The sequence below is a fragment of the Streptococcus oralis subsp. oralis genome (genome assembly GCF_002096595.1).
Classification (GTDB): Bacteria; Bacillota; Bacilli; order Lactobacillales; family Streptococcaceae; genus Streptococcus; species Streptococcus oralis_D.
Window position 1 is genome coordinate 943,548 of record NZ_NCUR01000010.1, and the last position, 22,375, is coordinate 965,922.

Genomic DNA, 22,375 nt, shown 5'->3' on the forward strand with positions numbered 1-22,375 from the left:
GATCCTATTTGATTCGAGATCTTTTGGACTTCTAAAACCAAATCTGTTTAGTCTTCTTTTCGTTTTGTCGTAAGAACAGCAGCAGATAAAGCGATACTCACACTTGCCAAGAAGAGGGCTACTTCTGAGCTGTGCTCCCCTGTAGCAGGTAGTTTTTCTTCATCTTTAGCTCCCGGAGTTTTGGTATCAGCTACTGGACTTGGAGTGAGCGGGTACTCAGGTTTTTCAACAGTTGGAGCTGCTTGATCTCCAGCTGTAGCCAATACACCTGTGTAGGCTGGCTTTTCATTCACCAAGGCCTCAACTGCATTGACTCCACCTCTATACTCTGGAACTTCATTTGCAGCTGCTAGAACTGAATTGGCTCCACCTTTGTATTCTGGCAATTCGTTTACCAAGGCTTGAACTGCATTGACTCCGCCCTTGAACTCAGGGACTTCATGTACAACTGCTTCTGCTGCATTGACGCCGCCTTTGAACTCAGGTACATCAAGAACTGGTGGTTGTTCTTCACCCTTGCTACTTGTTGGAGCATCTGGTTTCGTAGCAGAATCTTTTAATTGGTTGAGATAGTCTGCGAAGTAGGCCACCATTCTTTCCGTCAAGAGATGGTTATCCGTCGCATATTTCATGCTTGCCTGAACGCTAGCTACTTCCTCTTGATTGTCTTTGTCTGTTAATTTCTGCGCCTTAGCTAAAGCTGCCTCATAACCAGACATGTCAAGTGGTGTTTCTGCTACCTGTGGACGGGTAAAGATGAGTTCCGCTGCAGATTGGTATTTATCGCCACCATCTCCGTAAGTCTTGGTACCAGTAAGGACAATTTTCTTAGCCTTGATTGTCTTGCCAAAGTCAATGTCTTTTGGTTTGTTGTTATTTGGCCAATCTGTCACTGTGAAGGTATGTTCCTTACCAGACTCATCTGTGACAACCAGTTTCACATCACGCAAGTTTCCATTTGAATCAGAGGCACGTGGAACATAGCGAAGTCCAGTGATTTCAGTTGATTCTTTCAAGACCATGGTTGCAGGCTTGCCTACATCTCCACCATTCCAAGATGTATGCCATAGACTAGACACATTTCCATCAAAGGCATTCTCAAGACCTTCACCTGGTTGAGATGGCGCATCCAAACTTTCAAAGTCTTCTGCTACTAAGGCTGTTTTCTTCTGAACCAAAGCATTCTTCAAGGCTTCAATCTTGGCAATCTCTGCACGCGCTTCTTCCACGCTAATGTCATCATCTGCCTGACTGAGGTTAAAGACCGCCTCTTTCAAAGCATCCATAGACTCTTTCGTGTAGTTAGTCATGGCAACCGTTGGCAAGTAGTTCTTCAGAGCATTTTCTGTCAACATCTTACCTGTTAGGGTAATTTCCTCGATGTGAAGATTGTCCATCATGAAGTCGTTGTAACCACGGAAGTTGGCATTTCCACCAGAATCACCACGAGTATTGCTTGCGTTTCCAGTTGAGTAGATACCTACCCAAGTATCGCCTGTTTCTGCACCTGTCACGAGGAAGGTTACCTTCTTAGCTTTCTTAGAATCTGTCCAAGTATTTGGCAATTCATGCATTTCCAAGTTGCTTGCTTGAGTACCACGACGACCTGACTGGAATTCTCCCTTACCAACTACAAAGGCATAGGTATTGTCTGATCCTGCTTCGTATTCAAAGGTTACGCGATAAGTCTTACCAGCTTCAAAGCGGAAGTTTTGCGGAATAGTTTGGTAAACCAAGTTACGACGGCTCACTAGCCCATTTGTCTTGAGTGACCAATTCCCTTTGATAACATCATCGACTTTCTTACCGTTCCAACCACGCTGTGTATATGGATCGTGTTTTTCAGACAAGTGAGTGCGGTTATCTTCAACACCTTCGACACCACCTACTACAAATGGGAAGATTCCTTGAGCTACATTTTCAAAGTCTTGTTTGAAGGTTCCTTGACCTGTATCATGCTTGTCTCCGTACATGCTTGAATTATTTTCAAAGGTACGAATTTCATCAAAGTAAGTTGCTTCATCACCAGCTTCACGACTCAATGTCAGAGTGACATTTGATACGTCAGATCCAGTTGTAAAGAAGGCGTACATATTTTGGAAGTAACTTGTATCGTCAACTGTAGCATTTTCACGACGATTGTTATGAGCATAAGCTTTGATATAGTTGAGAGCGAGTGACTTATTGGTATAAGTAGTCACTTCTTTTTCGCCAGTATTCACTGTGATACTTGCCTTAGCATTACTACGGTTATCGACACCAACATAAACCGCATACTTGGTATTTGGTTTCAAGCCAGTCAGTTTCTGAGTAAGGCTGACCTTGCTCTTATTGCCTTGGATACGAAGCATTTCATTTGCGCCTTGTGATTTGACAATTTCTGCCTTGGAAGCATCACCTGAAATGGTCCAGTGTTTCAAGGTTCCACTGTTAAATCCTTGGTCATAGATGTGCATGCCTTCGCTCCATGACATTTCAGGATTGGTTTGTTTCGAACGGTAGAGAACGTATGGTTGATTTGCTAGAAGGTCTAGGGTAATCTTACCATTTGTTACAGTTAGTTCTTGCTCTTCTGTTTTACCTTGGTCAGTTAGCTTGTAAAGGTAAACCTTGCTATTTGCCCAATCGCTCGGAAGTGTCCAAGTTGTTGCACCGGCCTGCGTATTGAAGTAGTACATTTTTTCCTTATCAGTAGGAAGTTTCTTACCATTCGCATCCCAGTTCCAAGGAGTCAAGTAAGCTGAACCATCTTGGATGACACGTCCATTGAGAGTTACTGTACGTTCGCGGTATTGCGGGTTATTGACATCGTTTGACTTACGAGTCACAACCACTTTGTTACCTGCAGCATCGACTAGCTCAACCTTCATTTCTGGAGTCCATTTATAGGTGCTACCATTATCAGACATGGTAACTGGTGTACCATTTTCCCATTTACTTACAGTGAAGTGTTGGAAGTACTTAGTCATGACGTCATGAGCAAATAAGTTGGTTACATAGCCATTGTAGTCGCTTCTTCCTTGCCAACCTTCAAAGTCTTTCATGCTGTAGCCACCTAGAAGTGGGTAGTTGGCTGCACCACCGTAACTTCTATAGTCCCCAACCCAAGAATCTTTTTGGTGGTTACGGATAAAGCGCGTGATGGCGCTGTTGATACCTTTATTAGTGTAGCCACCATAGGTCAAGTCAGCTGCCCAGTGTTGGAAGGTAGAGTCGTATTCACCACCATGACCCCACTCAATCGCAAAACGCCAGCCTTGTTTGTTGATTTCTTTAGCAAGAACGTGGGTAGCCCAGGCACCGTTATCACCTGATTGACCATTGCCCCATACGTCCACATAGATAAAGTCGAGACCATCACCAAGTTTTTTCTTCAAGTCTTCCCAGCGAGCCAAGCGTCCATGTGCTAGGTCATAAGCAGCATCAATGTTGATACCTTGGTCTAGCCAGTTCCAGCCGTAGCTGTAGCTGCCATCTGGATTCTTACGAAGAATATTTTCATTAAAGTATTTAGACTCAGGATAAGTCTCAGAAGCGTTAACGTGGATGCCAAGATGAGCTCCATATTTCTTCGCTTTTTCGATCAAGGTCTTGAAGTCTTCGACACCACCAATACGTTTACCAATATCAGCATAGTTCAAGTGTCCAGAGTCATGACCTTCACTACCATAACCTTTAAGGAGAACACCTTGCCCAAGACCATCTGTGTGGAGATTGATTTTCTTGATACCATCCAAGGTCATAAGGAATGGGTTTTGTGCTTGAGAACCAAAGTTCATCGCGATACGGTAAGCAGTGATATCCTTGACTTTTTCCCAACCTTGAGGGTTGTTCATGATGCTACGATAAGCAATGGCACCATCTTGCCAATCGACTTTGTTGTCTGCATTGGCATCTTCGGTGATAACAACCTTGGCACTTGGAAGTTCCTTGGTGTATTCTGGGAAGACAATGCCCTTATAAGCCTTTTCCCATTGCCATTCAGAGCTGTGAATTCCGACATAGTTGGCATTTCCAACTGTTTCTTTATAGGCTGTCAAACGAGTCCAGTCATTCGAACCACCACCGTAGCTGTTTTGAGAGTTACTCCAAACACCTGCAGCAAGCTTATCTGTAGAAACAAATCCATACATGTAACCCTTAGCCAAATCCTTCATTGGATTGGTTACATCGATATGATCATCTCCGCTGACATGGGTATTGTTTGACATGGTTGCCCCATCAAACTTAGCACCAGCTTGATCACTAGAAACAGAGACTAAAGCATTGCCAAGGAAACTAATCGTAGAAAGCAATTTTCTTTCGTCATCAATCTTTTGACCTGGAGTGACTTGATTGTGGTTGACAATCTTGGTCACATCAAAGTGCAATTGATTGTCCACGACTTGCAAGCGTACTGTCATTTCCGCATTGATTAAGTGAGCATCATCGCGAAGCTTCATCACGTACTCTGCTGTTGTCTCATTGATTTTCTTATAAGTGACTTCAGGAGTGATTCGGTGGTTATTGATAAAGACTTGGTTGAACTGTTGCACCTGTCCTGGCAAAGTATGTCCATTCAAGGTGTATTCCTTGACACGAGGGAAGGCTTGGTCAATCACTGCCTTGAGAACCTTAGACTGGATCGTATCATAAGTCACCTTGCTATCGTCAACGGCCGGACCTGTTTCTTTCTGGGCAGGAGTATCATCCGCTTTTACACCTTCTTGATTGTCTGTTTTAACGCTGACAACCGTGCGATCATTGCTATAAGTTCCTGCCTTGAGAAGGATCTTCTTCTCATTTTTAAGATTCTCATTGACCGCCCCAGGTAGGGTCACTGTGTCAAAGAGATTTACATCATTGTTGCTGGCATTGAGTTGTCCATCTGACTTGAGAGTGATAGAAAGACGGTTTACAGAACCTGGTTCTGGTGCTGCTACACGGTTGCCTTTATACCATGTGCTATTACCTGGAGTTTTGTATTCCCAGAACCAGCCACCTTGGTCATATCCAACAAAAACATTGTTCTTGGTATCTTTAAATTTCAAGAAGACACCAAAGCGTGATTTGCCCTTTTCAGAATCATCTTTGAAGGTTAAATCAACCGTCGCATTTCCATTAGCGTCAACTGTCAATCCTTGTTTTTCAAACAAAGCTGGTTTGCCATCATTGTCATTTTGGGCCGTTGAAGACAATTGATTGTAGCGAACACCCTTTTCTTCACGAATAGTGACGGTTCCTTGTTGCTCTTTATTCGCTACTGTTTGCCATTCAGGAGTTACTGCCTTAGGTGTTTCAGGTTTAGCAGCTGCAGGTTTATCCTCTTTTGGTTTTTCTTCAGCCGGTTTTTCTTTCTCTTCCAAGTCTGCTGGTTTCACACTTGAAATTCCCTGTATGTGGTCTTGAATCCATTTTAGTTGAGCTGGTGAGAAGAGAATGCCTCCGCTCCGTTTTCCAACTACACCATTTTGGTGAACACCGACTAGTTTGCCTTCTGTATCAAAGACACCGCCGCCACTAGCACCCGGTTTTCCTCCTTGGTAACCAATCCCTTGGACACCTTCTCCGTATGGTTCCGCAAAATCAACTGTAGTATTGACAATCGGATTCAATTTTCCTTCTGGATAACCAAAGACATGAAGCTTATCTCCGATTTTCTTAACTACTGGCTTTTTGGTTACTTCAACAGGCGTATTTTCTAGAACTGTACGCAATCTCACTAGGGCCAAATCATTCTTGAAGCCTTTCAGATAGCCTTCACGATCCCAATGAATGATATCTTTCTTGCTAAACTTGACATCTGGCAATCCTGGATATGAGATGCTATAGATATCTCCATCCCCTTGGTCATTATCCACAACCTTACGGATATTGCCGTCTTGGCTATCCTTGATAAAGTTATGAGAAACCGTCAAGACAAGGTCTTTAGCAACGACAATACCGCTACCTTCTCCTGATGGCGTCTTAATCTTAACAGTCGCGCCATAGTTTAATTCCCCATTGGTAGTCTTAGCCACATCTTCTGGGACGAGCTTGCCAGTGTCTTGGGCCAATTGATCCTTGTTAACTTCGCGCCCATTGTCTTCAGCTTTCTCCAACTTATCTTCTAATTCTTTTGGCAGATTGCTTGGCTTTTCAGACTTTTCTTTTTCTTGAGCCAACAACTCTTCTTCTGTTTGAGGGCCTTCAGTAGTCTCAGCTGAACCAGGATTTTGAGCGGCAGCTTCCTTGTCAAAATCGTGCCCCTCATCACTAGCCTTCTTATCCAAATCAGCTAGTTCACTCGGCAAATTATCTGTTGAACCAACTCTTGCTTGATCAGCCAATACTGGGCTAGCTGCGAAGAAAGTCGCTCCAATCATCACCGAAGCTACTCCAAGCGTAAACTTACGAATACTGAACTTACAGTGTTTTTCAAAAAATCGTTTATCCATGAACTCCTAAATCCTTTCACTTTCCAGTAAGCGTTTACATTTCTTTTTTAAAAAATACTCCTTTCTCTGAAAGTACTCTGCTTAACTGTTATAAATAAAAAATAATTGTACTTTTAATATAACAAATAAAAGACCAGAAAGCAATAGGAAATAGGTAAAATTCACTAAAATTTTCTCTTTTCTGAAAAATCCTATCTCTAATCATTCAGAGACTTATACCAAAGATAAAAAAGGACTTAACCATCATGTCAATGGCTAAATCCTTTACTTTTTTAAAGTTATTTCACATGGTTTGCAAGTTCTTCTTGAGCCTTTTTATTTGACTCTTCTTTTTCTTTCAACCATTTCTCTTGAGCTTTTTGGTATTCGTCTGTTGTCACGGCTTTATCTTGTACTTCTAGATATTTGTACAAAAGAGCTTCACTCATACCCTTGTTACCAGAGTATGCAAATGGAAGTGTAAATGGTACCATCTTAGACAGCATTGGACGACCAGTTTGAGAAGTTGTTGGGATGAGCAAGGCACTGTCTGTCAACCAAGCTTGGGCAGCAGCATATTTCTCATAACGTTTTGAAACATCAGTAGTTTCTTCACCAGCTTCCACAACCATTTTTTCATAATCTTCTAAACCGACTTGCTTAGCAGCAGCGTTGTTTGTCCCAGAATCAAATCCTAGATATGTTTTCGTATTTTCTCCTACAGAAGGTTTGATAATATCAAGATAAGTAGATGGATCGATATAGTCTGGAGACCAACCCACGTTATCTGAGATATCCCAGTCTTCTCCAGCCGCAGTTTCAGCGAAGTAGGTAATGTTTTGAACATCATCTTTTTGAAGTTGTTGGATATCGATAACCACATTATCTGACCCTAGATTTTCTTCAACTGACTGTTTAAAAGATTGAACACGTTGAACTTTTGTTGTGTTGGTTTGGTCTACAGGCATGTCCAAGTGGATTGGGAATTTCACACCTTCCGCTTGAAGGGCTGCCTTAGCTTTAGCGAATTCTGCTTTGGCTTTGTCAGGATTGTAGAGACCATCTTGGGCATCATCCAAGTTTACGTTGCTCCACTCGTCTCCATAGGTCACTAATTTTTCTTTAACTAATTCCCCAAAGTTTTTCCCATCTGCCTGTACAAATGTAGGAGGAACAAATAAGTTACGAAGCAGTTTAGTAGCCCCGCTTGCACCATTTACTTGAGAAGCGTAGGCTGTTCTGTCAAAACCAAATGCAATAGCTTGACGGAAGTCCTTATTCAAAAGTGCCTTCTTGGTTGATGCTTTTTCCTCATCTGTTGTCTTAGAAGTGTACTTATAAGACTGGCGATCGATATTTGTACCTACTAAATAAGTAGTAGAATCTTGTTGGGTATAAACGATATTGTCTTTGAATGCTTTTTCAGTCTCTGAGTAACTAGCACTTGTTGGGAAGAGGCGAGCCATTGTAAAGCTACCGTCTTTGAAAGCTTCAGTTGGCTTATTGGTATCTTGACCATCCCAGAAGGATAATTTCACTTTATCAAGATGAACATTGTCTTTGTCCCAATAGTTTGGATTCTTTTCGAACTCGACTGATGATTTGGCTACGATTGATTTGAGTAAGAATGGTCCATTGTAGAGAATGCTGCTTGGGTCCGTACCTTTAGCAAAGTCATCCCCTTTAGAGTTCAAAAATTCTTCATTGACAGGAGCCAGAACACCCATTGTTGTCTTAGAATTCCAGAAACTTTCTGGCTTGTTCAATGTGTATTGAACGGTATAATCATCAAGAGCCTTGATTCCTACTTGAGAAAAATCTGTAGTTTCTCCTTTGACATAGGCATCCAATCCCTTGATAGATTCCTGAACCAGGTAAAGACCATCTGATTTCTTATCAGCAGCATACTTAAGACCAGTTACAAAGTCTTGAGCTTTAACTTCTGCATACTCCTCACCTTCAGATGTATACCATTTTGCATCCTTTCGGAGTGTATACGTGTAAGTCAATCCATCCTTAGATACAGACCAATCCTCAGCCATAGATGGTACAAAGTTACCATAGCGGTCATTTTCAAGCAAACCATCAATAACGTTACTAGTAATATTTGCTGTAGCTGCCTTACCAGTTGTCAAATAGTTTAGGTTATCAGGATCCGTTTCGTAAATGTATGAGAATGTTTTCTCACCTTTAGCATTTGAACTTGATCCAGAGCAAGCCGCAAGTGTCGCAGTTGCCAATAACGTCACACCCGCAAGGGCAAGTAGTTTTGAACTTTTCATTGTTTTCTCCTTTAAAACTTTCACCCCATTATAGTCCCTTTTCAGAAACATGTCAATAAAATTTTCAGAATTTTTGAATTACTTTGGTAAATTCTGAAAAATAAGTTTTCTATTATAAAATTATGATTCTCTAATACTATATTTTTATATCTTAAACCAGCAAAATAAGGGCCGAAAATCAGATTTTTTATCATTTTTTTTTGCTATGATTAAATAGAAGAAAAGTTAAGGAGAAGACAATGATATTAATTACAGGTGCAAAGGGTCAACTCGGTACCGAACTACGTTATTTATTAGATGAACGAAATGTAGACTATGTTGCAGTTGATGTGGCCGAAATGGATATCACTAATGCTGAAATGGTTGAGAAAGTCTTTGCTGAAGTCAAGCCAACATCAGGGTTGACAAAGGATAGTAAATCATGGGTTTATCATAAATCGACATCAGCTGTTTTGACGCAGCCCGAGTAAGTGGTACAGGCGCGTTCCCGAACCATCTGAAAGAATAATACCTTTCATAATGAAGTAATCTTTCTAACGAACTGATCAATGAGTAGCTTCAAATTCTTACTTCAATTTAGAAATGGCCGATTTCAGATAATCTCCACTTCGAATCGCTACTCCTACTTGTCTGGCATTAGCCGACAGTTTCATGTAATCTTGATCTGTCAAATCGTCCAGTGCCTTTTGGAGGTCATGTAGAGAATCAATTGCTATACCACATTGCTTATCTAGCACAAAATGCGCAAGGGCAGACTCTTTCCAAACAACTAGAGGAAAGCCCGAAGCCAAATAAAGAGAAGCCTTGTGGGAGTTGTTAATACGTAGGTAATTTCCGAAAGAACCTTTGCAAGTTTCTGAACTATCACCATCCCACACCAAACCAAAACTACCTTGAAGAGCATTTGGGAGGTCATCTGGCATAAAGGAACCAAAGTAGGTGGTATTTTTCAATGCACGACTTTCATCGTACCCCATTCCATAGAGATTATAGGCTGGCTGTTCTGGCAAATTATAAAGATAGCCTGATTTTGTTGGAATTAGATTTCCGGCGATGATAATCGCTTCTTCTTTTTGGGGAACATTTTTTTCCTCAAAGTTCGGAATCAGATAGTCAAAAATCTCCAAGCTAACCATTTTATCTGATGGTATGCCTTGAATTGTCAAGGCATTTTTCATGATATCATTATGAACGATAATGCCATCCACTGATGTAAGAGCCGCCTTCTCTTGGAAGTAATTTCTCACTTTATGACGAATTTTCACTGCTGAATTTCCTACATGACGCAAGGTTTCAATATCATGGATCACAAGATAGAATTTGACTCCTCTATTTTGCGCCTGCTTAATGAGTTGTGAGATGAAAAATGTATGGTGTATAATCGGGAACTGAATCAGCAATTCATCTCCAGATCCTAACTGATCAAACACAGACTTGATTGCCCGATATTTGTGTTGCTGAGCTTTAAAGAAATTCATCTTATACCAATTCTCAACCTTGAGTTCCACCCCCTTATAACCCTCTGAGATTAGAATAGCTTCCACGTCATTTCGTGCCTTATTTCCTGCATTCTTTTCGTATTCATTATGCAGAAATGAATCCTTCAGATAATATTTCACCTTTTCTCCCCTTTATCTGTGATGTTCTTAGATACTCCCTAGTTCTTCCTCTACCACATCCAATGCACGTTCAATGACCACATGCATATCGTAGTATTTATAATCTGCTAAACGTCCACAGAAAATAACCTTATCATTCTGCGCCGCTTCTTCTTGATATTTAGCAAAAATAGCATTATTTCTCTCATCATTGATTGGATAATAGGGTTCATCTCCACGTTTCCAATCAGCTGGGTATTCGCGAGTAATAACCGTTTTCTCCTGAGTACCATACTCAAAATGTTTATGCTCAATAATACGAGTATAAGGAATTTCTCGTTCTGTATAGTTTACAACTGCGTTTCCTTGATAGTTATCCTCATTTAGAACTTCATGCTCAAAACGAAGACTACGGTATTCTAACTCCCCGTGTTTGTAATCAAAGTACTGGTCAATCATCCCTGTGAAGACAACTTTTTCAGCTGATGCTTCTAACTCTTCACGATTAGCAAAAAAGTCCACTCCAAGTTCTACTTCTACTTCATTTAGCATATTTTCGATTATTACGTTGTAACCCCCAATTGGAATCCCTTGATAACGGTCATTAAAATAATTATTATCAAAGGTTAAACGAACTGGCAAGCGTTTGATGATGAATGGTGGAAGATCAGTAGCAGAACGTCCCCATTGTTTTTCTGTGTAGCCCTTGATCAACTTTTCATAGATATCTGGCCCAATCAACTTGATGGCTTGTTCTTCCAAGTTCTTGGGCTCAACATCTTTCATATCAGCCGTTTGCTGGGCAATCTTGTTCTTGACTTCTTGAGGAGTCTTGGTACCCCACATAGCATAGAAGGTATTCATGTTGAAAGGAAGATTGTAGAGGCTACCCTTGTAGTTAGCCACTGGTGAGTTGATATAGTTGTTAAATTCAGCGAATTGGTTAACATAGTCCCAAACCTTTTTGTTTGAAGTATGGAAAATGTGGGCACCATACTTATGGACATTGATGCCCTCAACATTTTCACAGTAGATATTTCCACTGATGTGATCACGCTTGTCAATCACTTTAACTTTTTTACCGCGTTTTGTAGCTTCGTGTGCGAAGATTGCTCCAGACAAACCAGCACCAACGATAAGATAATCGTACATAGTGTTCTCCTTTTTATAATTTGACGATTCGATTGAAGTAAGGAATCTTCATTAACATTCCAACAATAATAAAACTAACACTTAAAGTAAATAGAGCAAAAAGTAAATATGCTCCTACAAAATTAAAACCAAATATCCTTTCCCACAATTTCATAATATAAGTGTGTATTATGAAAACTCCCATTGTTTGATTAGAAAGGAAAACAATCCATTCGTTTCGGTTTTCATTCAACGTAAGCGTGAGGATAGTTAGAAAAATTCCTAGAGTACTGACTTTTACAAATAAAGTATCATAAAAATATTCAGCAAAAAGATTATGGTAAGTATTCTTTGCTAAGAAAAACAATATAATTGGTGAAATCAATAACAAAAGTATGCTAACTATTTTCATCCAATTTTTAAATCTATATTTGAGGTTGTCTATATTGAATTGCGCTATATAACCACCTAAAAGATAGTAGAAAAACCAAGTCCATAATCTAAAAGTTTGCATAACATGAGTTTGTATAGGCATCTGAAGGAAAATATTTGCTAATTCAACTATAAACCCAATTGCCACCAATAAAGATAGAATGTATACATATTTTCTTTTTGAATTTATAACTGTTTTCAAAACAGGCAAACATAAATAAATAAGAATCAGCGAACCAAAAAACCAAAACTGAAAGAAATACCCTTTTTGTAACAGAGAGCCTACAATTTTTTTAATTGGATTAACCGCAAAGTCTCTTTTACAGAGCCAAACGATAATGTTCCATGATGACACTGTTATTAGAATCCATTTGACTTTTTGAAGTATGTAAGGATAAGTTATTTCCCTTTTGCCTAACAATAAATAACCATTGACCATAAAAAATAAAGGGATAGAATAGGTTCCTAGGTAGTATAAATATGTCGAAAAATTCCATGAACCTGTCTCTTTAAATCCGCCCATTGTTGTATGGAGTAAAACGACCCCAATACACGCAAGCACTTTTAATAAATCTAGGCTGATATTCCGATTTTTTTTGCATTCTACTTTTTCCTAATAATTTGTTTTAATTCTTTTACATCTACCACTTTCAAAGATAGAATTGCAAAAAGATAAATGATTCCACCAAGCACTGCAAATACTAAAACATTTATGGCTGGTGAAAAATGTATAAGTGTTTTTAAACCTAGCAAGATACCATACATGATAGCTGATACTAGAATAATTTTTGTCAAAGATCCGATAAGTGGAACTTCTTTTAGGTATCTACGGGTAAAGTATAATTGTATCGCCCATACCAACGCCTCTGTCAAAACAGAAACAATGGCTGCTCCGATATATCCAAGTTTAGGAAGGAATAGTAAGTTCAAACCTACACTGATTATTGCGGGAGCTGTTGTTGAAATCATGAATTCTTTATTTTGATTGTGAGGTATCAGGATCTGAATTCCCATGATATTGGTCCAACCGATAAAGAACATACGGAAGATCATAATGGCGATTGCATAACGTGCATCCTGAAAATCTTGACCAAGGAAAAACTGAACAAAATCATCATTGACAATCAAGATTCCTGCCATCATCGGAAAAATGACTAAATTATAAATGAGGAAGGACATTTCATGCATCTTATTGACTGCCTTATGATCACCTGTCGCTAACAAATGCGCGACACGAGGCAACATAACGCTTCCCAAGGAAGTTACCAAGGTCAGAAGGATATTTACTAATTTTAGGGCCTGGTCATAAATCCCTACATCTTTTGTAGAAGCTAAGGCTCCAAGCATGGTACGATCCAGCGTAATGTACAAAGAAATAGCTACTTGAGGAAGGAATAATAATATGACCGGCTTTAAATGATGTCTAGCATATTCTATGCTAAAATGAGAACTGCCGATAAACCCACGAGCAGGCACCCACATACTTAGTTGCCCCAAGAGTTCAAATATGGTTAGCAAAACAACATAGAGATATAGGTCATTTGCAGATTTGACAAAGAGGAAGATTGAAATGACTCCAACGAGTTTAACTGTGATATTTCGAACAGTAATCTTTCGAAAATCTTCTAGCCCTTGAAAGAGCCAGGAAATGTCTAAACCTTTTGAAACTAAACTCAAGCCTAGAATGTAGGCTACCGGATTTTGCATAAAGGGAAGAGTTAGACAAAGAAGAGCATATAAGGACAGAGAAAGAAGTGTCGCCCCTAATTGTAGAGAATATATACCCCAAAAGTTTTTATTAATCTCATTACGATGTCCTGAAATAACCTTGGTCCCATAGTTAGCAACTCCCAGCGTCGCTAAGAGGATGAAGTAGGTGACAATGGAATTAAAGTATCCATATGTCCCTAAATCATCCGAAGAAAAGACCCGTGTTACATAGGGAGTCGTAATAATTGGGAGTATAATGACCAACAATTGATAAGAAAGATTGTAGGCGTAGTTTTTTAATACTTTCATTTCAAGTCATCCAATTTAGAATTAATCAGTGAAAACAAAAAGTTTGACTGGTCATACTTATAATGGTCAATTATTCTAAAAACTTCTTTCATATTTCCTCTTTCCTACATTTTTTTGACACTTGTTGTAAATTAAATTGGATCTATGCACGATACTATCGTAGCAACAAATACAATCTAGGGTTTAACATAAAAATAAGGTATTTTAGTTTTAGTTTCCATGATAACTTATTATTTTTTAACAAGTCACTCATTTCGACTCTCAACAACTCTCTATCTTTTGAAAAATCTTTTAAGCCTGAGTCAGCTTTTGCACCAATTATTACAAAACCACCTAATAATTTTTTAGCTTGTAAAGCTTGCTTTAATTCTGGACTCTGAATGTACTCTCTTTTAATAACTTCCTCATTTTTTGCAACAGCTTCAAAGAAATCATATCTTTTTTCAGTAAATGTTGAACGAACTATACTCCCTTCCCTACGATAGTAATTGTAGGTTTCAAGCGGGCTTATCACGATTCTTTCAGCCAAGGCAAGGTGTTCTCCTACAACATAAAAATCCTCATAGATTTTCCCAACTGGAAAAGGGACTCGTTCCAATATGCTTTTTTTATAAAGCTTAGCACAGGCAGAAACCGTTGCAACTTTGTCATCCAACATTAGTTCCAGAGCCTTTTCTTTTGTAATCGGAGCCAAATCTTTATAGTCTGAGTCTTGTAATCGATAAGAAGTATAAGCATTATATTTTGAAGTAGCTTTTACCTTTGTTGAAATCAAGTCTGCTTGATGTGTTTCCTGAATTTTCACGATTAACTCTAGAGTATATTCTTCAAGATAATCATCCGGATCTAAAAAGAAAATCCAATCTGAGTTGGCTTTTGCCACTCCAAAGTTACGTGCATCAGATAATCCACCATTTTCTTTGTGGAACACATGGATATTTTCATATTGCTTTGCATAATCTTCGCATAATATGGGAGAATTATCTGTGGAACCATCATTTACAAGGATTATCTCAAAGTTTTGATAGGTCTGTTTAATTAAGCTTTCTATCGCAAAATGCAGATAGTCTGCAACATTATAAACAGGAACAACGATGCTGATAAACATCTTAAACGCCCCTCTCTTTTTCTTTCTTTTCAGAGTATTTCTTCAAAATCGGATTAAAAATTATTCCAAAAGCAAAGTTAGTCCTATAATTTAAGTAAGACCATCTGTCAAATTTTTTCGTAGGAACGTATTTATATGAGCTTTGCTCAATTTTACTATATAGCTCCTTTAACGACCTTTCCGAATTACTGACCATCCATGACAACCAGTACTTCAAATTTATTTTTATAATTCGGAAACACTTGTTGAAAAGACTCCAGCCCTTTTGAAATATACTCCTGAATATTATAACTAGGCATTACAATTGATAACAAGCAATCCTTCATCTTATCTCTTAAATCGTCTCAATTAGTTCAATCCACTGCTTGAGAATTTTTTCCTTATCGAATTTATCTATATTATCCTTGGCATGATTGGAGAAGGAACTTCGCAAGTTCGAATCTTCCATCAGTTCAAGCAATTTTTCACTCAACTTGTCCGTATCATAACACTCAACCAGATAGCCATTAACTCCATCTTCAACAATTTCGTTCGGTCCTGTCGGACAACTAAAGCTAACTATAGGAAGATTGTATTGTTGTGCTTCCAGTAGAACTAGAGGTAAACCTTCATAACGAGAAGTCATGACATAAATCCCTTTATCTCCATAAATCAAATCCTGATTTTTTTCGAGTCCTTTTATGACTAACTTGTCCTGTAAATCATATTCGTTGATTAAATTTCTGATTTTATCCACTTCATCTTGATTGCCGGAACCGTAGATTTCCCAAGTCCAGTCAGACCTTTTCACTAACACTTTTTTCGCGACTTGAACAAGATAATCATATCCTTTTTGATAATCAAAACGGCCAACAGTCACAATTTTAGTTGATTTTTTATTATAGGACACATCTGAAAGAGAAGCCTCTTTCCAATTATAGATGTAGCAAATCCTTTCTTCAGGAACACTGTATTTTTTTATATAATTTTCACGGTCTTCTTGAGTAAGGGTCACGAGTTTATCAGCAAATTTCGCTCCAATATACCTTTGTATCTTCTTAACTTTAGTATCAATATCTACTATAGAATTTGTATGGTCGCAGGAAACAAATTTTGTTTTCAAACCAATTGTGCTTGCTACACCAACTGTATTCATACTCATTCCGATTCCAAAAACAATATCAATGTTCTCTTCTTTCAGATAGTTTCTCAACAACTTGATCGCTTCGAGAAAATTTTTACTCATAGATATTTTCTTTGATGATAAATTTTGATATTGAACTGATTGTTTCAGCGAGAAGAAATTGTTTTCTGTAGAAATCATCGAGAGAAGATGAACTTCATACATAGTTGATAACTCATTTGCAAGGCTGGTTGCTACTTTCAAGCCACCATCTGTTCTATCGATACTCCATTTCACTAAAGCGATTTTTTTCATCTTTAAACTACACTTCCCCTTCATTTTCACCCAGTGATATAATCTCGTAGTGGTGAAGAGTTCTTTTGTCTTCTGGTGGCAATTGCATATAATCCGCTCCGTAAATGGCTGTTAGATATTCTTTGTATTTGCAAGGACAACAAAGTTTAAGATCTTCAAACTGTAATAGGACTGGTTCTCCAAAGTAATCACTCGGTACTATCTCTTTTAATTTGTAAGCTCCCGTATAATTTCCTGCATAAGCTTCATCAAACGAATATTTTTTTATCGTTTGTAAATACTTTTTCTGTGCCCAGGTAAAGGAAATAATCTTCTCAATATTAACAGCATTCGCAAAAGCAATAATTATCTTTTCAATGAATGGTCGATTTTCTTTTTTCTGATTCACCAAACTATTGAATTGCGAGAGTTGAACCATCATTCTTGCGTTCAAGTATCTCAAAGAATGAATTTTTTTCTTTAGAGCATTAGAGGGCATACCATCTAGCGGGAAAATGTCTATCCACAAACTTTCTACCAATTCTTCTTTACTATAATTCATGATGATTTTTGTAGAATCATCTCGAATCACAGAGAAAGCTTTTTTATAGTTTAATGTATCTTCGCTTAAAAACTTGTAGTTTTCTGGCAAGACATTTGAAGCTATTTTTTTAAACTTTTCGTAATCTTCTCTCGGCATACCGATATCGATGTCATCATCCCAAGGTATGAAACCTTTATGACGTACCGCTCCTAACAAGGTCCCACCTAGAGCATAGTAGGTTAGGTTATTTTCTTCGCAAATATTAATAAACTCTTTCAAAATAGATAAAATTTTATCTTGAATGATTTTGATATCCGACATACTTTCCTCCTATATAAATCGAAATAAAACCGTCTTCTCAGTCTATGCTCTTTTAAGTTCTTGTTAAATACTTCTCAACATTTCACTATACGATTTTTTCAAACGAATGTTCCCCGAGTTCTTCGTTGTTTTCATCAGAGAACTGATAATCCGGGTAGATTAAAGCGCCTACCAATATCCAAAAAATATTGTTATGAAGATAGAAATTCAAATCATCAATCATGGAATGAAAGCTCATTAATATCAAAATTAGAGCAAGAACCCACTGGCGTTTCTTAATGACTTTAAGTAGTGTCAAAGATAGAACTGAGACCATTAATCCCAGTATGAGCAGGCCAAATCTCTGTAAAATTTGGACATACAAATTGTCCACATACAGATAGGTCTGATAGTTTCTAACACCTTCAACAGTCAGACCATTCCCATTCCAGTAAACTGGTCGTCCAAAAAATCCAAAACCATAGAGATTTAAAGATTTATTAGCCAAGTATATCCGACCACCTAACATATGATTCACTTTAAAAAGAAGATCATTGATAAAAGAATGGCTTGAATTGAGATAAGTAACGGAGACCCAAAAACTAATAACTGCATTTACAATAAAGGTTGGTTTAAAAGCTTTAAACACATATCCTAACTTTGAAAATAGTTTCGGAAACCATTTTATTAACAAACTGCATGTCAGCAATACACAAGAACTATAAAACGTTAAACGAGAATCCGTTTGATCATATACCCAATAAACTGATAGAGCTAACAGTAGCCATTGCCAGTAATGGATTTTGTTTTGCTTTAAATAAAACACAATAGCAACTATATTCATCAGTAAAATAGAAGGAAATAGAGCATATCTAAAACCTAGGTAGGTCCGTACTCGAGGACCAGAAATTTCTATATAGTTCGTTATTATTCCTAATCTTGCGCTTATGATAACAAAAAACAACAAGCACATACTAACGACTAATGAAGTTTTCGCCACCTTCTTAAAGGGAATATCTCGTAAAGTATAAATAAATAATATACTTACAGGAAGTTCTGAACTGAGAGCTGTCATTTTCCCCACTATAAAATAAATTAAAATCGTTGCAAACAAACCAATGAGAGCTCTATAATCATATTTTCTCTTAAACGACTCTTTTATAACCAAAAGAAAGAGGGAAAAAGCTATCGCTAATTTATAAACTGTTCCAGGCAGATACCGAGCATAAAAAGTTACATTTAATATCGAAACCGTTAAAAATATCCCTAAAGCAACAAGAGCCAAAAGTTCTGGTACAGATTTTATTTTTAGTACTAATTTCATTCTTATTATTCATCCCTATCTAAAAACTCTGTCCATATTTTTTTCCAAAGAATTTTGCTTGTAAAAAGGACTTCCCTTTTTGAATCAAATTAATTTTTTCCATATAAATGAACGGAATCTCTTTTACCCGCAAATCTTGTTTTGCCAACCAAACATTGAACAAGCGTTCACTGATACGACCAAATAATCTAGCGTCAAAAGCAGAATAGTCTGTAATGTCCAATCTTCTATAGAGTTCATCGATAATTGGGAACAACCATTCACAATAGGCTGCTACATTTTCTTTGGACATGATAAACATATTGAACATATAGCCACTGCGTTGTTTCATGACCTGATCAAAAGCTTCGATATAATCTGGTCTCAACTCGCTAATAATCTGACGTGTCACGTCTAAATGATTGGCATCGTGAGTATGTGCATAGTGAGAGTATAGCGTTTCAATATAATATTTCCGTTTTTTAGGAACGACAACATCGTATTTTGACAACAAGTTTTTTACTTCTGATTTGGAAAGAATAATATCATCCATACTAATTGCTTCTCTATATGAGTGTCGTTTTGATGTGAAATATCGACGATAATGTACTAATCCAAGATAATCACATTCTAAATTTTTCCAAGCCCAATATAATCCTGTTAATTCACAATAATAAGGATTAAGGTGAGAAATATGGACTCCTTGATTATCTGGTTGATAACCTAAATCTTCCTTCCCCTCACTACCAACTTGGATAGGGATATACAAGTCCTTATCCTCTGGCATTTGAAATTGTTTATGTGTTGCAACTATGATTCTATACGTTTTAGACATTTCTATATCCTAATTCAATTCCCTTCATCCATAACTAGCTCAACTACCTTTTAATCAAAATTGTAATCATTCTCTATTGAAAAAATATCCAGCCAAAATAGATTTTCACTAAAACTATCCTGACCCAAAAAGATAAAATTGAATACCAAAGATATCCTTTTTGTATTCAATTTTATCTTTATATATTCCACTTCATACTGACTCAGCTTGAATTCTCAATGAGCTCCGTCACCGGATAACACTCTTCTAATAGTCAAAAAGAAAATTTTGATGTCTAACCATAAAGACTGATTTCTAGGATAATACAATTCCATTTCACAACGTTCAGGATAATATACTTGACTCCTACCTGAAACTTGCCATATCCCTGTAATTCCAGGACGAACAGACAATAAAATTTCCTGTTCATCCTCGGTATATTCGTCTAGTTCATTTTCAAGAATTGGTCTTGGACCAATAAGACTCATATCACCTAGTACCAAATTTATAAACTGAGGAACTTCATCAATACTTGTTCTTCTTATAAAATCTCCAATATTTGTAAGCCGTGGATCCTCGTTTGGTGGCAATTTATAGCTATTCTTTTTATACTTTTCATAAAGTTCCTTATTCGAAATCAGAATTTCTTCTGCATTCTCGACCATCGACCTAAACTTAATGATTTTAAATTTTTTCCCTCTGAGACCTGCTCTGCACTGTGTAAAAAATATACTTCCTTTGTAACCTTTCATTTTATAGATTACAAAGATGACCAGAGAACAGGGTAAAACTATAAATACCGTTCCAAACAAGCCGATAAATACATCCATAGACCTTTTGAAGGCAATATAGATGATCTTGTTTTGTTTCACCTAAAACTCCCCCTTGTAATAATCCCCTTAGATAATTCTCCAACTACAAGATTCCCTACTTTTTCCCATAGTTCCCATATGCTCCATAGGAGCCATATTTTTCAACTGAAGTATTAAATTTATTTAGAACTACTCCTAGAAATGGTTTGCTTGTTTGTTCGAGTTGTTCTTTAGCTTTTTGGACATCACGACGATTGGTTTCACCAGCAGCAGTTACCAAAACAGAAGCGTCACACTGTTGCGTGATAATCGCCGCATCGATAACAACTCCAATCGGGGCAGTATCTACGACGATGTAGTCAAAGTACTTGCGTAAGGTGTCAATCATGGTCGCAAAATTTTCACTTTGTAACAAAGCTGTTGGGTTTGGTGATACAGAGCCCGCTTGAATGACAAACAAATTTTCAACATTGGTTTCACATAACCCTTGTGATAGATCTGTCGTCCCAGATAAGAACTCTGTTAGACCTGTAATCTTTTCCCGTGATTTAAAGACACCTGACATGACTGAATTACGGATATCCGCATCAATCAACAGTGTCTTATAGCCTGCACGCGCAAATGCCCAAGCAATATTGGTAGAAGTTGTTGATTTTCCTTCCCCTGGTTTAACGGATGTGATCGAAATAACTTGCAGGTTATTCCCACTCAATTGAATATTAGTGCGAAGGGCATTGTAGTACTCTTCTGCTTTTCTTGCCTGATCCAATTTTTTATGTGCAATCTCTAACGTTGGCATTTTTCTCTCCTATTTCAATTTATCCAAATTTGGAACTACTCCCAATAGTGCAATTTGCATCACGTCCTCAATATCTTCTGGACGTTTCACTCGTGTATCCAAAATCTCAACAAGGAGAACTGTGACAACCATCACAACCGCTCCCGCAAGGAATCCAACCATGGTATTGCGACGAATATTTGGTGAAGATGGCGATGTTGCTGGGCGTGCCTCTTCAAGCGTTGTCACATCCGAAACGCGAGTGACGCTGATAATCTTTTGAGCCGCGACCTCTCTCAAAGAGTTGGCGATACGGCTAGCTTCCTCAGGTGCACGATCTGTAACAGAAATCGATACAATACGCGTATCCACTGGAACTGTTACCTTGATTTTACTAGCTAGACCTTTTGGAGGGAGTTCTAGTTTCAAATCAGTCGCAACCTTCTCTAAAACATCTTGCGAGAGAATGATTTCACGATAGTCTTTTACCAAGTAAGATCCGGCTTGCAAGTCTTGGTTGGTCAAGCCAGGCTTATCTCCCTGATTACGATTGACCACATAAATTCGGGTCGTACTCGTAAACTCCGGCTTCACAATAAAACTACTGTAGGCAAAAGCTACTGTCCCTGTCACGAATGCTACCAAAGCAATTAACAATTTTCGTTTCCAAAGGATTTTAAGCAAGTGAAATACATCGATTTCCATCATATTTTGTTCTTTCATTTTTTCTCCTAAATCAATTGATCCATTATTATTTTTCGGGGATTATCCTTAAAAAGTTCCTTAGCCTTATCTTCACTGTATTTTTGGGCAATGATATCATAGGCTTCCTCCATATGAGGAGGTCTGTGATCCAAGTTGTGCATATCACTTGCTATCACGTGAACCAGATCTCGTTCCAAGAAATACTGGGCTCTCTTTTTCATAAATTTATAGGTTTCTCCGAAGAGTTTTGGTTTCAAAACATGAGAACTATTAACCTGAGTATAACATCCCATGTCAATTAGTTCTCGCACGCGCTTTTCATTGTTTTCTAAAGCATCGTAACGTTCAATGTGGGCAATGACGGGTGTAATGCCTAACATTAGAATATTACTCAGCCCCTTATGCATATCCCGATAGGGGGTGTTCATACTAAACTCAATCAAAGCATAGCGACTGTCGTTGAGGGTTGGGATTAATTTCTTTTCTAACTTCTCAACAACATCCGGCGTATAGTAGATTTCTGCCCCATAGGCAATGATTAAGTCATCCGCAACTTCCTTAGCCATTTCTCTCACCTTCAAAAAGTTAGTTGCGATTTTTTCTTCAGGAGTTTCGAACATCCCTTTTCGTCTATGCGAAGTGGAAACAATTGTCCTCACTCCTTGAGTGTAGGCCTCTCTAAGAAGTTTTTTACTCTCCTCTATCGACTTTGGACCATCATCTACATCAAAAACAATGTGCGAATGGATATCTATCAT

At 38.0% G+C, this 22,375-nt stretch carries 15 protein-coding genes and 2 pseudogenes; 1 reads left to right on the forward strand and 16 read right to left on the reverse strand.

The window, feature by feature from the left end; genetic code table 11:
- Positions 1-47: 47 nt before the first annotated feature.
- Positions 48-6,416: a SpGH101 family endo-alpha-N-acetylgalactosaminidase gene (locus B7714_RS08985; RefSeq protein ID WP_084860278.1), complete on the reverse strand. Its 6,369-nt coding sequence runs from the start codon at positions 6,414-6,416 to the stop codon at positions 48-50.
- 278 nt (positions 6,417-6,694) lie between these two features.
- Positions 6,695-8,677, reverse strand: a complete 1,983-nt coding sequence (locus B7714_RS08990) for a peptide ABC transporter substrate-binding protein (protein WP_084860279.1) — start codon at positions 8,675-8,677, stop codon at positions 6,695-6,697.
- A 239-nt stretch (positions 8,678-8,916) separates the two neighbouring features.
- Between B7714_RS08990 and B7714_RS08995 the strand changes: the two are divergent.
- A pseudogene (locus tag B7714_RS08995) lies at positions 8,917-9,072 on the forward strand (sugar nucleotide-binding protein); the annotation flags it as partial.
- On the opposite strand, the pseudogene B7714_RS09000 reads toward B7714_RS08995, so the two are convergent.
- From B7714_RS09000 to cps4B, 14 genes and pseudogenes are all read right to left on the reverse strand, one after another.
- Positions 9,065-9,195 (reverse strand): annotated as a pseudogene (locus B7714_RS09000) (sugar phosphate nucleotidyltransferase); the annotation flags it as partial. The pseudogenes B7714_RS08995 and B7714_RS09000 sit on opposite strands and share 8 nt — an antisense overlap.
- A 48-nt stretch (positions 9,196-9,243) precedes the next feature.
- Positions 9,244-10,296, reverse strand: coding sequence for a glycosyltransferase (locus tag B7714_RS09005; RefSeq protein ID WP_084860280.1), 1,053 nt, complete (start codon positions 10,294-10,296; stop codon positions 9,244-9,246).
- Positions 10,297-10,323: 27 nt separating this feature from the next.
- Entirely contained in the window at positions 10,324-11,427 is a 1,104-nt protein-coding gene (gene glf / locus B7714_RS09010; protein WP_084860281.1) for a UDP-galactopyranose mutase, read from the reverse strand.
- A 13-nt stretch (positions 11,428-11,440) separates the two neighbouring features.
- Positions 11,441-12,421, reverse strand: a complete 981-nt coding sequence (locus B7714_RS09015) for an acyltransferase (protein ID WP_084860282.1) — start codon at positions 12,419-12,421, stop codon at positions 11,441-11,443.
- Between the two features lie 20 nt (positions 12,422-12,441).
- On the reverse strand, positions 12,442-13,857 hold the full coding sequence (locus tag B7714_RS09020) for a flippase (RefSeq protein WP_084860283.1): 1,416 nt from the start codon (positions 13,855-13,857) through the stop codon (positions 12,442-12,444).
- A gap of 154 nt (positions 13,858-14,011) precedes the next feature.
- Positions 14,012-14,965, reverse strand: coding sequence for a glycosyltransferase family 2 protein (locus tag B7714_RS09025; RefSeq protein ID WP_084860284.1), 954 nt, complete (start codon positions 14,963-14,965; stop codon positions 14,012-14,014).
- A gap of 334 nt (positions 14,966-15,299) precedes the next feature.
- Positions 15,300-16,382 carry a glycosyltransferase family 4 protein gene (locus tag B7714_RS09035; RefSeq protein WP_084860286.1) on the reverse strand — a complete coding sequence of 361 codons (1,083 nt, stop codon included), beginning with the start codon at positions 16,380-16,382 and terminating at the stop codon, positions 15,300-15,302.
- A 7-nt stretch (positions 16,383-16,389) separates the two neighbouring features.
- The gene (locus tag B7714_RS09040; protein ID WP_084860287.1) at positions 16,390-17,226 is read right to left on the reverse strand and encodes a LicD family protein; all 837 of its coding nucleotides are present in this window, start codon (positions 17,224-17,226) and stop codon (positions 16,390-16,392) included.
- A gap of 85 nt (positions 17,227-17,311) precedes the next feature.
- A complete protein-coding gene (locus tag B7714_RS09045; protein WP_084860288.1) occupies positions 17,312-18,529 on the reverse strand; it encodes a polymerase in 1,218 nt (405 codons plus the stop codon).
- Positions 18,530-18,548: 19 nt separating this feature from the next.
- Positions 18,549-19,343 (reverse strand): DUF4422 domain-containing protein, encoded by a 795-nt coding sequence (locus tag B7714_RS09050; protein ID WP_084860289.1) that lies wholly within the window; start codon positions 19,341-19,343, stop codon positions 18,549-18,551.
- A gap of 215 nt (positions 19,344-19,558) precedes the next feature.
- Positions 19,559-20,152 carry a sugar transferase gene (locus B7714_RS09055; RefSeq protein WP_420911878.1) on the reverse strand — a complete coding sequence of 198 codons (594 nt, stop codon included), beginning with the start codon at positions 20,150-20,152 and terminating at the stop codon, positions 19,559-19,561.
- A 97-nt stretch (positions 20,153-20,249) separates the two neighbouring features.
- Positions 20,250-20,933 carry a tyrosine-protein kinase gene (locus tag B7714_RS09060; protein ID WP_001142498.1) on the reverse strand — a complete coding sequence of 228 codons (684 nt, stop codon included), beginning with the start codon at positions 20,931-20,933 and terminating at the stop codon, positions 20,250-20,252.
- Between the two features lie 9 nt (positions 20,934-20,942).
- Positions 20,943-21,635, reverse strand: coding sequence for a capsular polysaccharide biosynthesis protein CpsC (gene cpsC / locus B7714_RS09065; RefSeq protein ID WP_000664128.1), 693 nt, complete (start codon positions 21,633-21,635; stop codon positions 20,943-20,945).
- A gap of 8 nt (positions 21,636-21,643) precedes the next feature.
- Positions 21,644-22,375 (reverse strand): capsular polysaccharide biosynthesis protein Cps4B, encoded by a 732-nt coding sequence (cps4B, locus tag B7714_RS09070; RefSeq protein ID WP_084860291.1) that lies wholly within the window; start codon positions 22,373-22,375, stop codon positions 21,644-21,646.

What these genes read in the sequence shown, in the direction of transcription:
- B7714_RS08985 (WP_084860278.1), bottom strand. Translation starts at nt 6,416, where the DNA reads ATGGATAAACGATTTTTTGAAAAACACTGTAAGTTCAGTATTCGTAAG.
- B7714_RS08990 (WP_084860279.1), bottom strand. Translation starts at nt 8,677, where the DNA reads ATGAAAAGTTCAAAACTACTTGCCCTTGCGGGTGTGACGTTATTGGCA.
- glf (WP_084860281.1), bottom strand. Translation starts at nt 11,427, where the DNA reads ATGTACGATTATCTTATCGTTGGTGCTGGTTTGTCTGGAGCAATCTTC.
- B7714_RS09020 (WP_084860283.1), bottom strand. Translation starts at nt 13,857, where the DNA reads ATGAAAGTATTAAAAAACTACGCCTACAATCTTTCTTATCAATTGTTG.
- B7714_RS09025 (WP_084860284.1), bottom strand. Translation starts at nt 14,965, where the DNA reads ATGTTTATCAGCATCGTTGTTCCTGTTTATAATGTTGCAGACTATCTG.
- B7714_RS09035 (WP_084860286.1), bottom strand. Translation starts at nt 16,382, where the DNA reads ATGAAAAAAATCGCTTTAGTGAAATGGAGTATCGATAGAACAGATGGT.
- B7714_RS09040 (WP_084860287.1), bottom strand. Translation starts at nt 17,226, where the DNA reads ATGTCGGATATCAAAATCATTCAAGATAAAATTTTATCTATTTTGAAA.
- B7714_RS09045 (WP_084860288.1), bottom strand. Translation starts at nt 18,529, where the DNA reads ATGAAATTAGTACTAAAAATAAAATCTGTACCAGAACTTTTGGCTCTT.
- B7714_RS09050 (WP_084860289.1), bottom strand. Translation starts at nt 19,343, where the DNA reads ATGTCTAAAACGTATAGAATCATAGTTGCAACACATAAACAATTTCAA.
- B7714_RS09055 (WP_420911878.1), bottom strand. Translation starts at nt 20,152, where the DNA reads ATGGATGTATTTATCGGCTTGTTTGGAACGGTATTTATAGTTTTACCC.
- B7714_RS09060 (WP_001142498.1), bottom strand. Translation starts at nt 20,933, where the DNA reads ATGCCAACGTTAGAGATTGCACATAAAAAATTGGATCAGGCAAGAAAA.
- cpsC (WP_000664128.1), bottom strand. Translation starts at nt 21,635, where the DNA reads ATGAAAGAACAAAATATGATGGAAATCGATGTATTTCACTTGCTTAAA.
- cps4B (WP_084860291.1), bottom strand. Translation starts at nt 22,375, where the DNA reads ATGATAGATATCCATTCGCACATTGTTTTTGATGTAGATGATGGTCCA.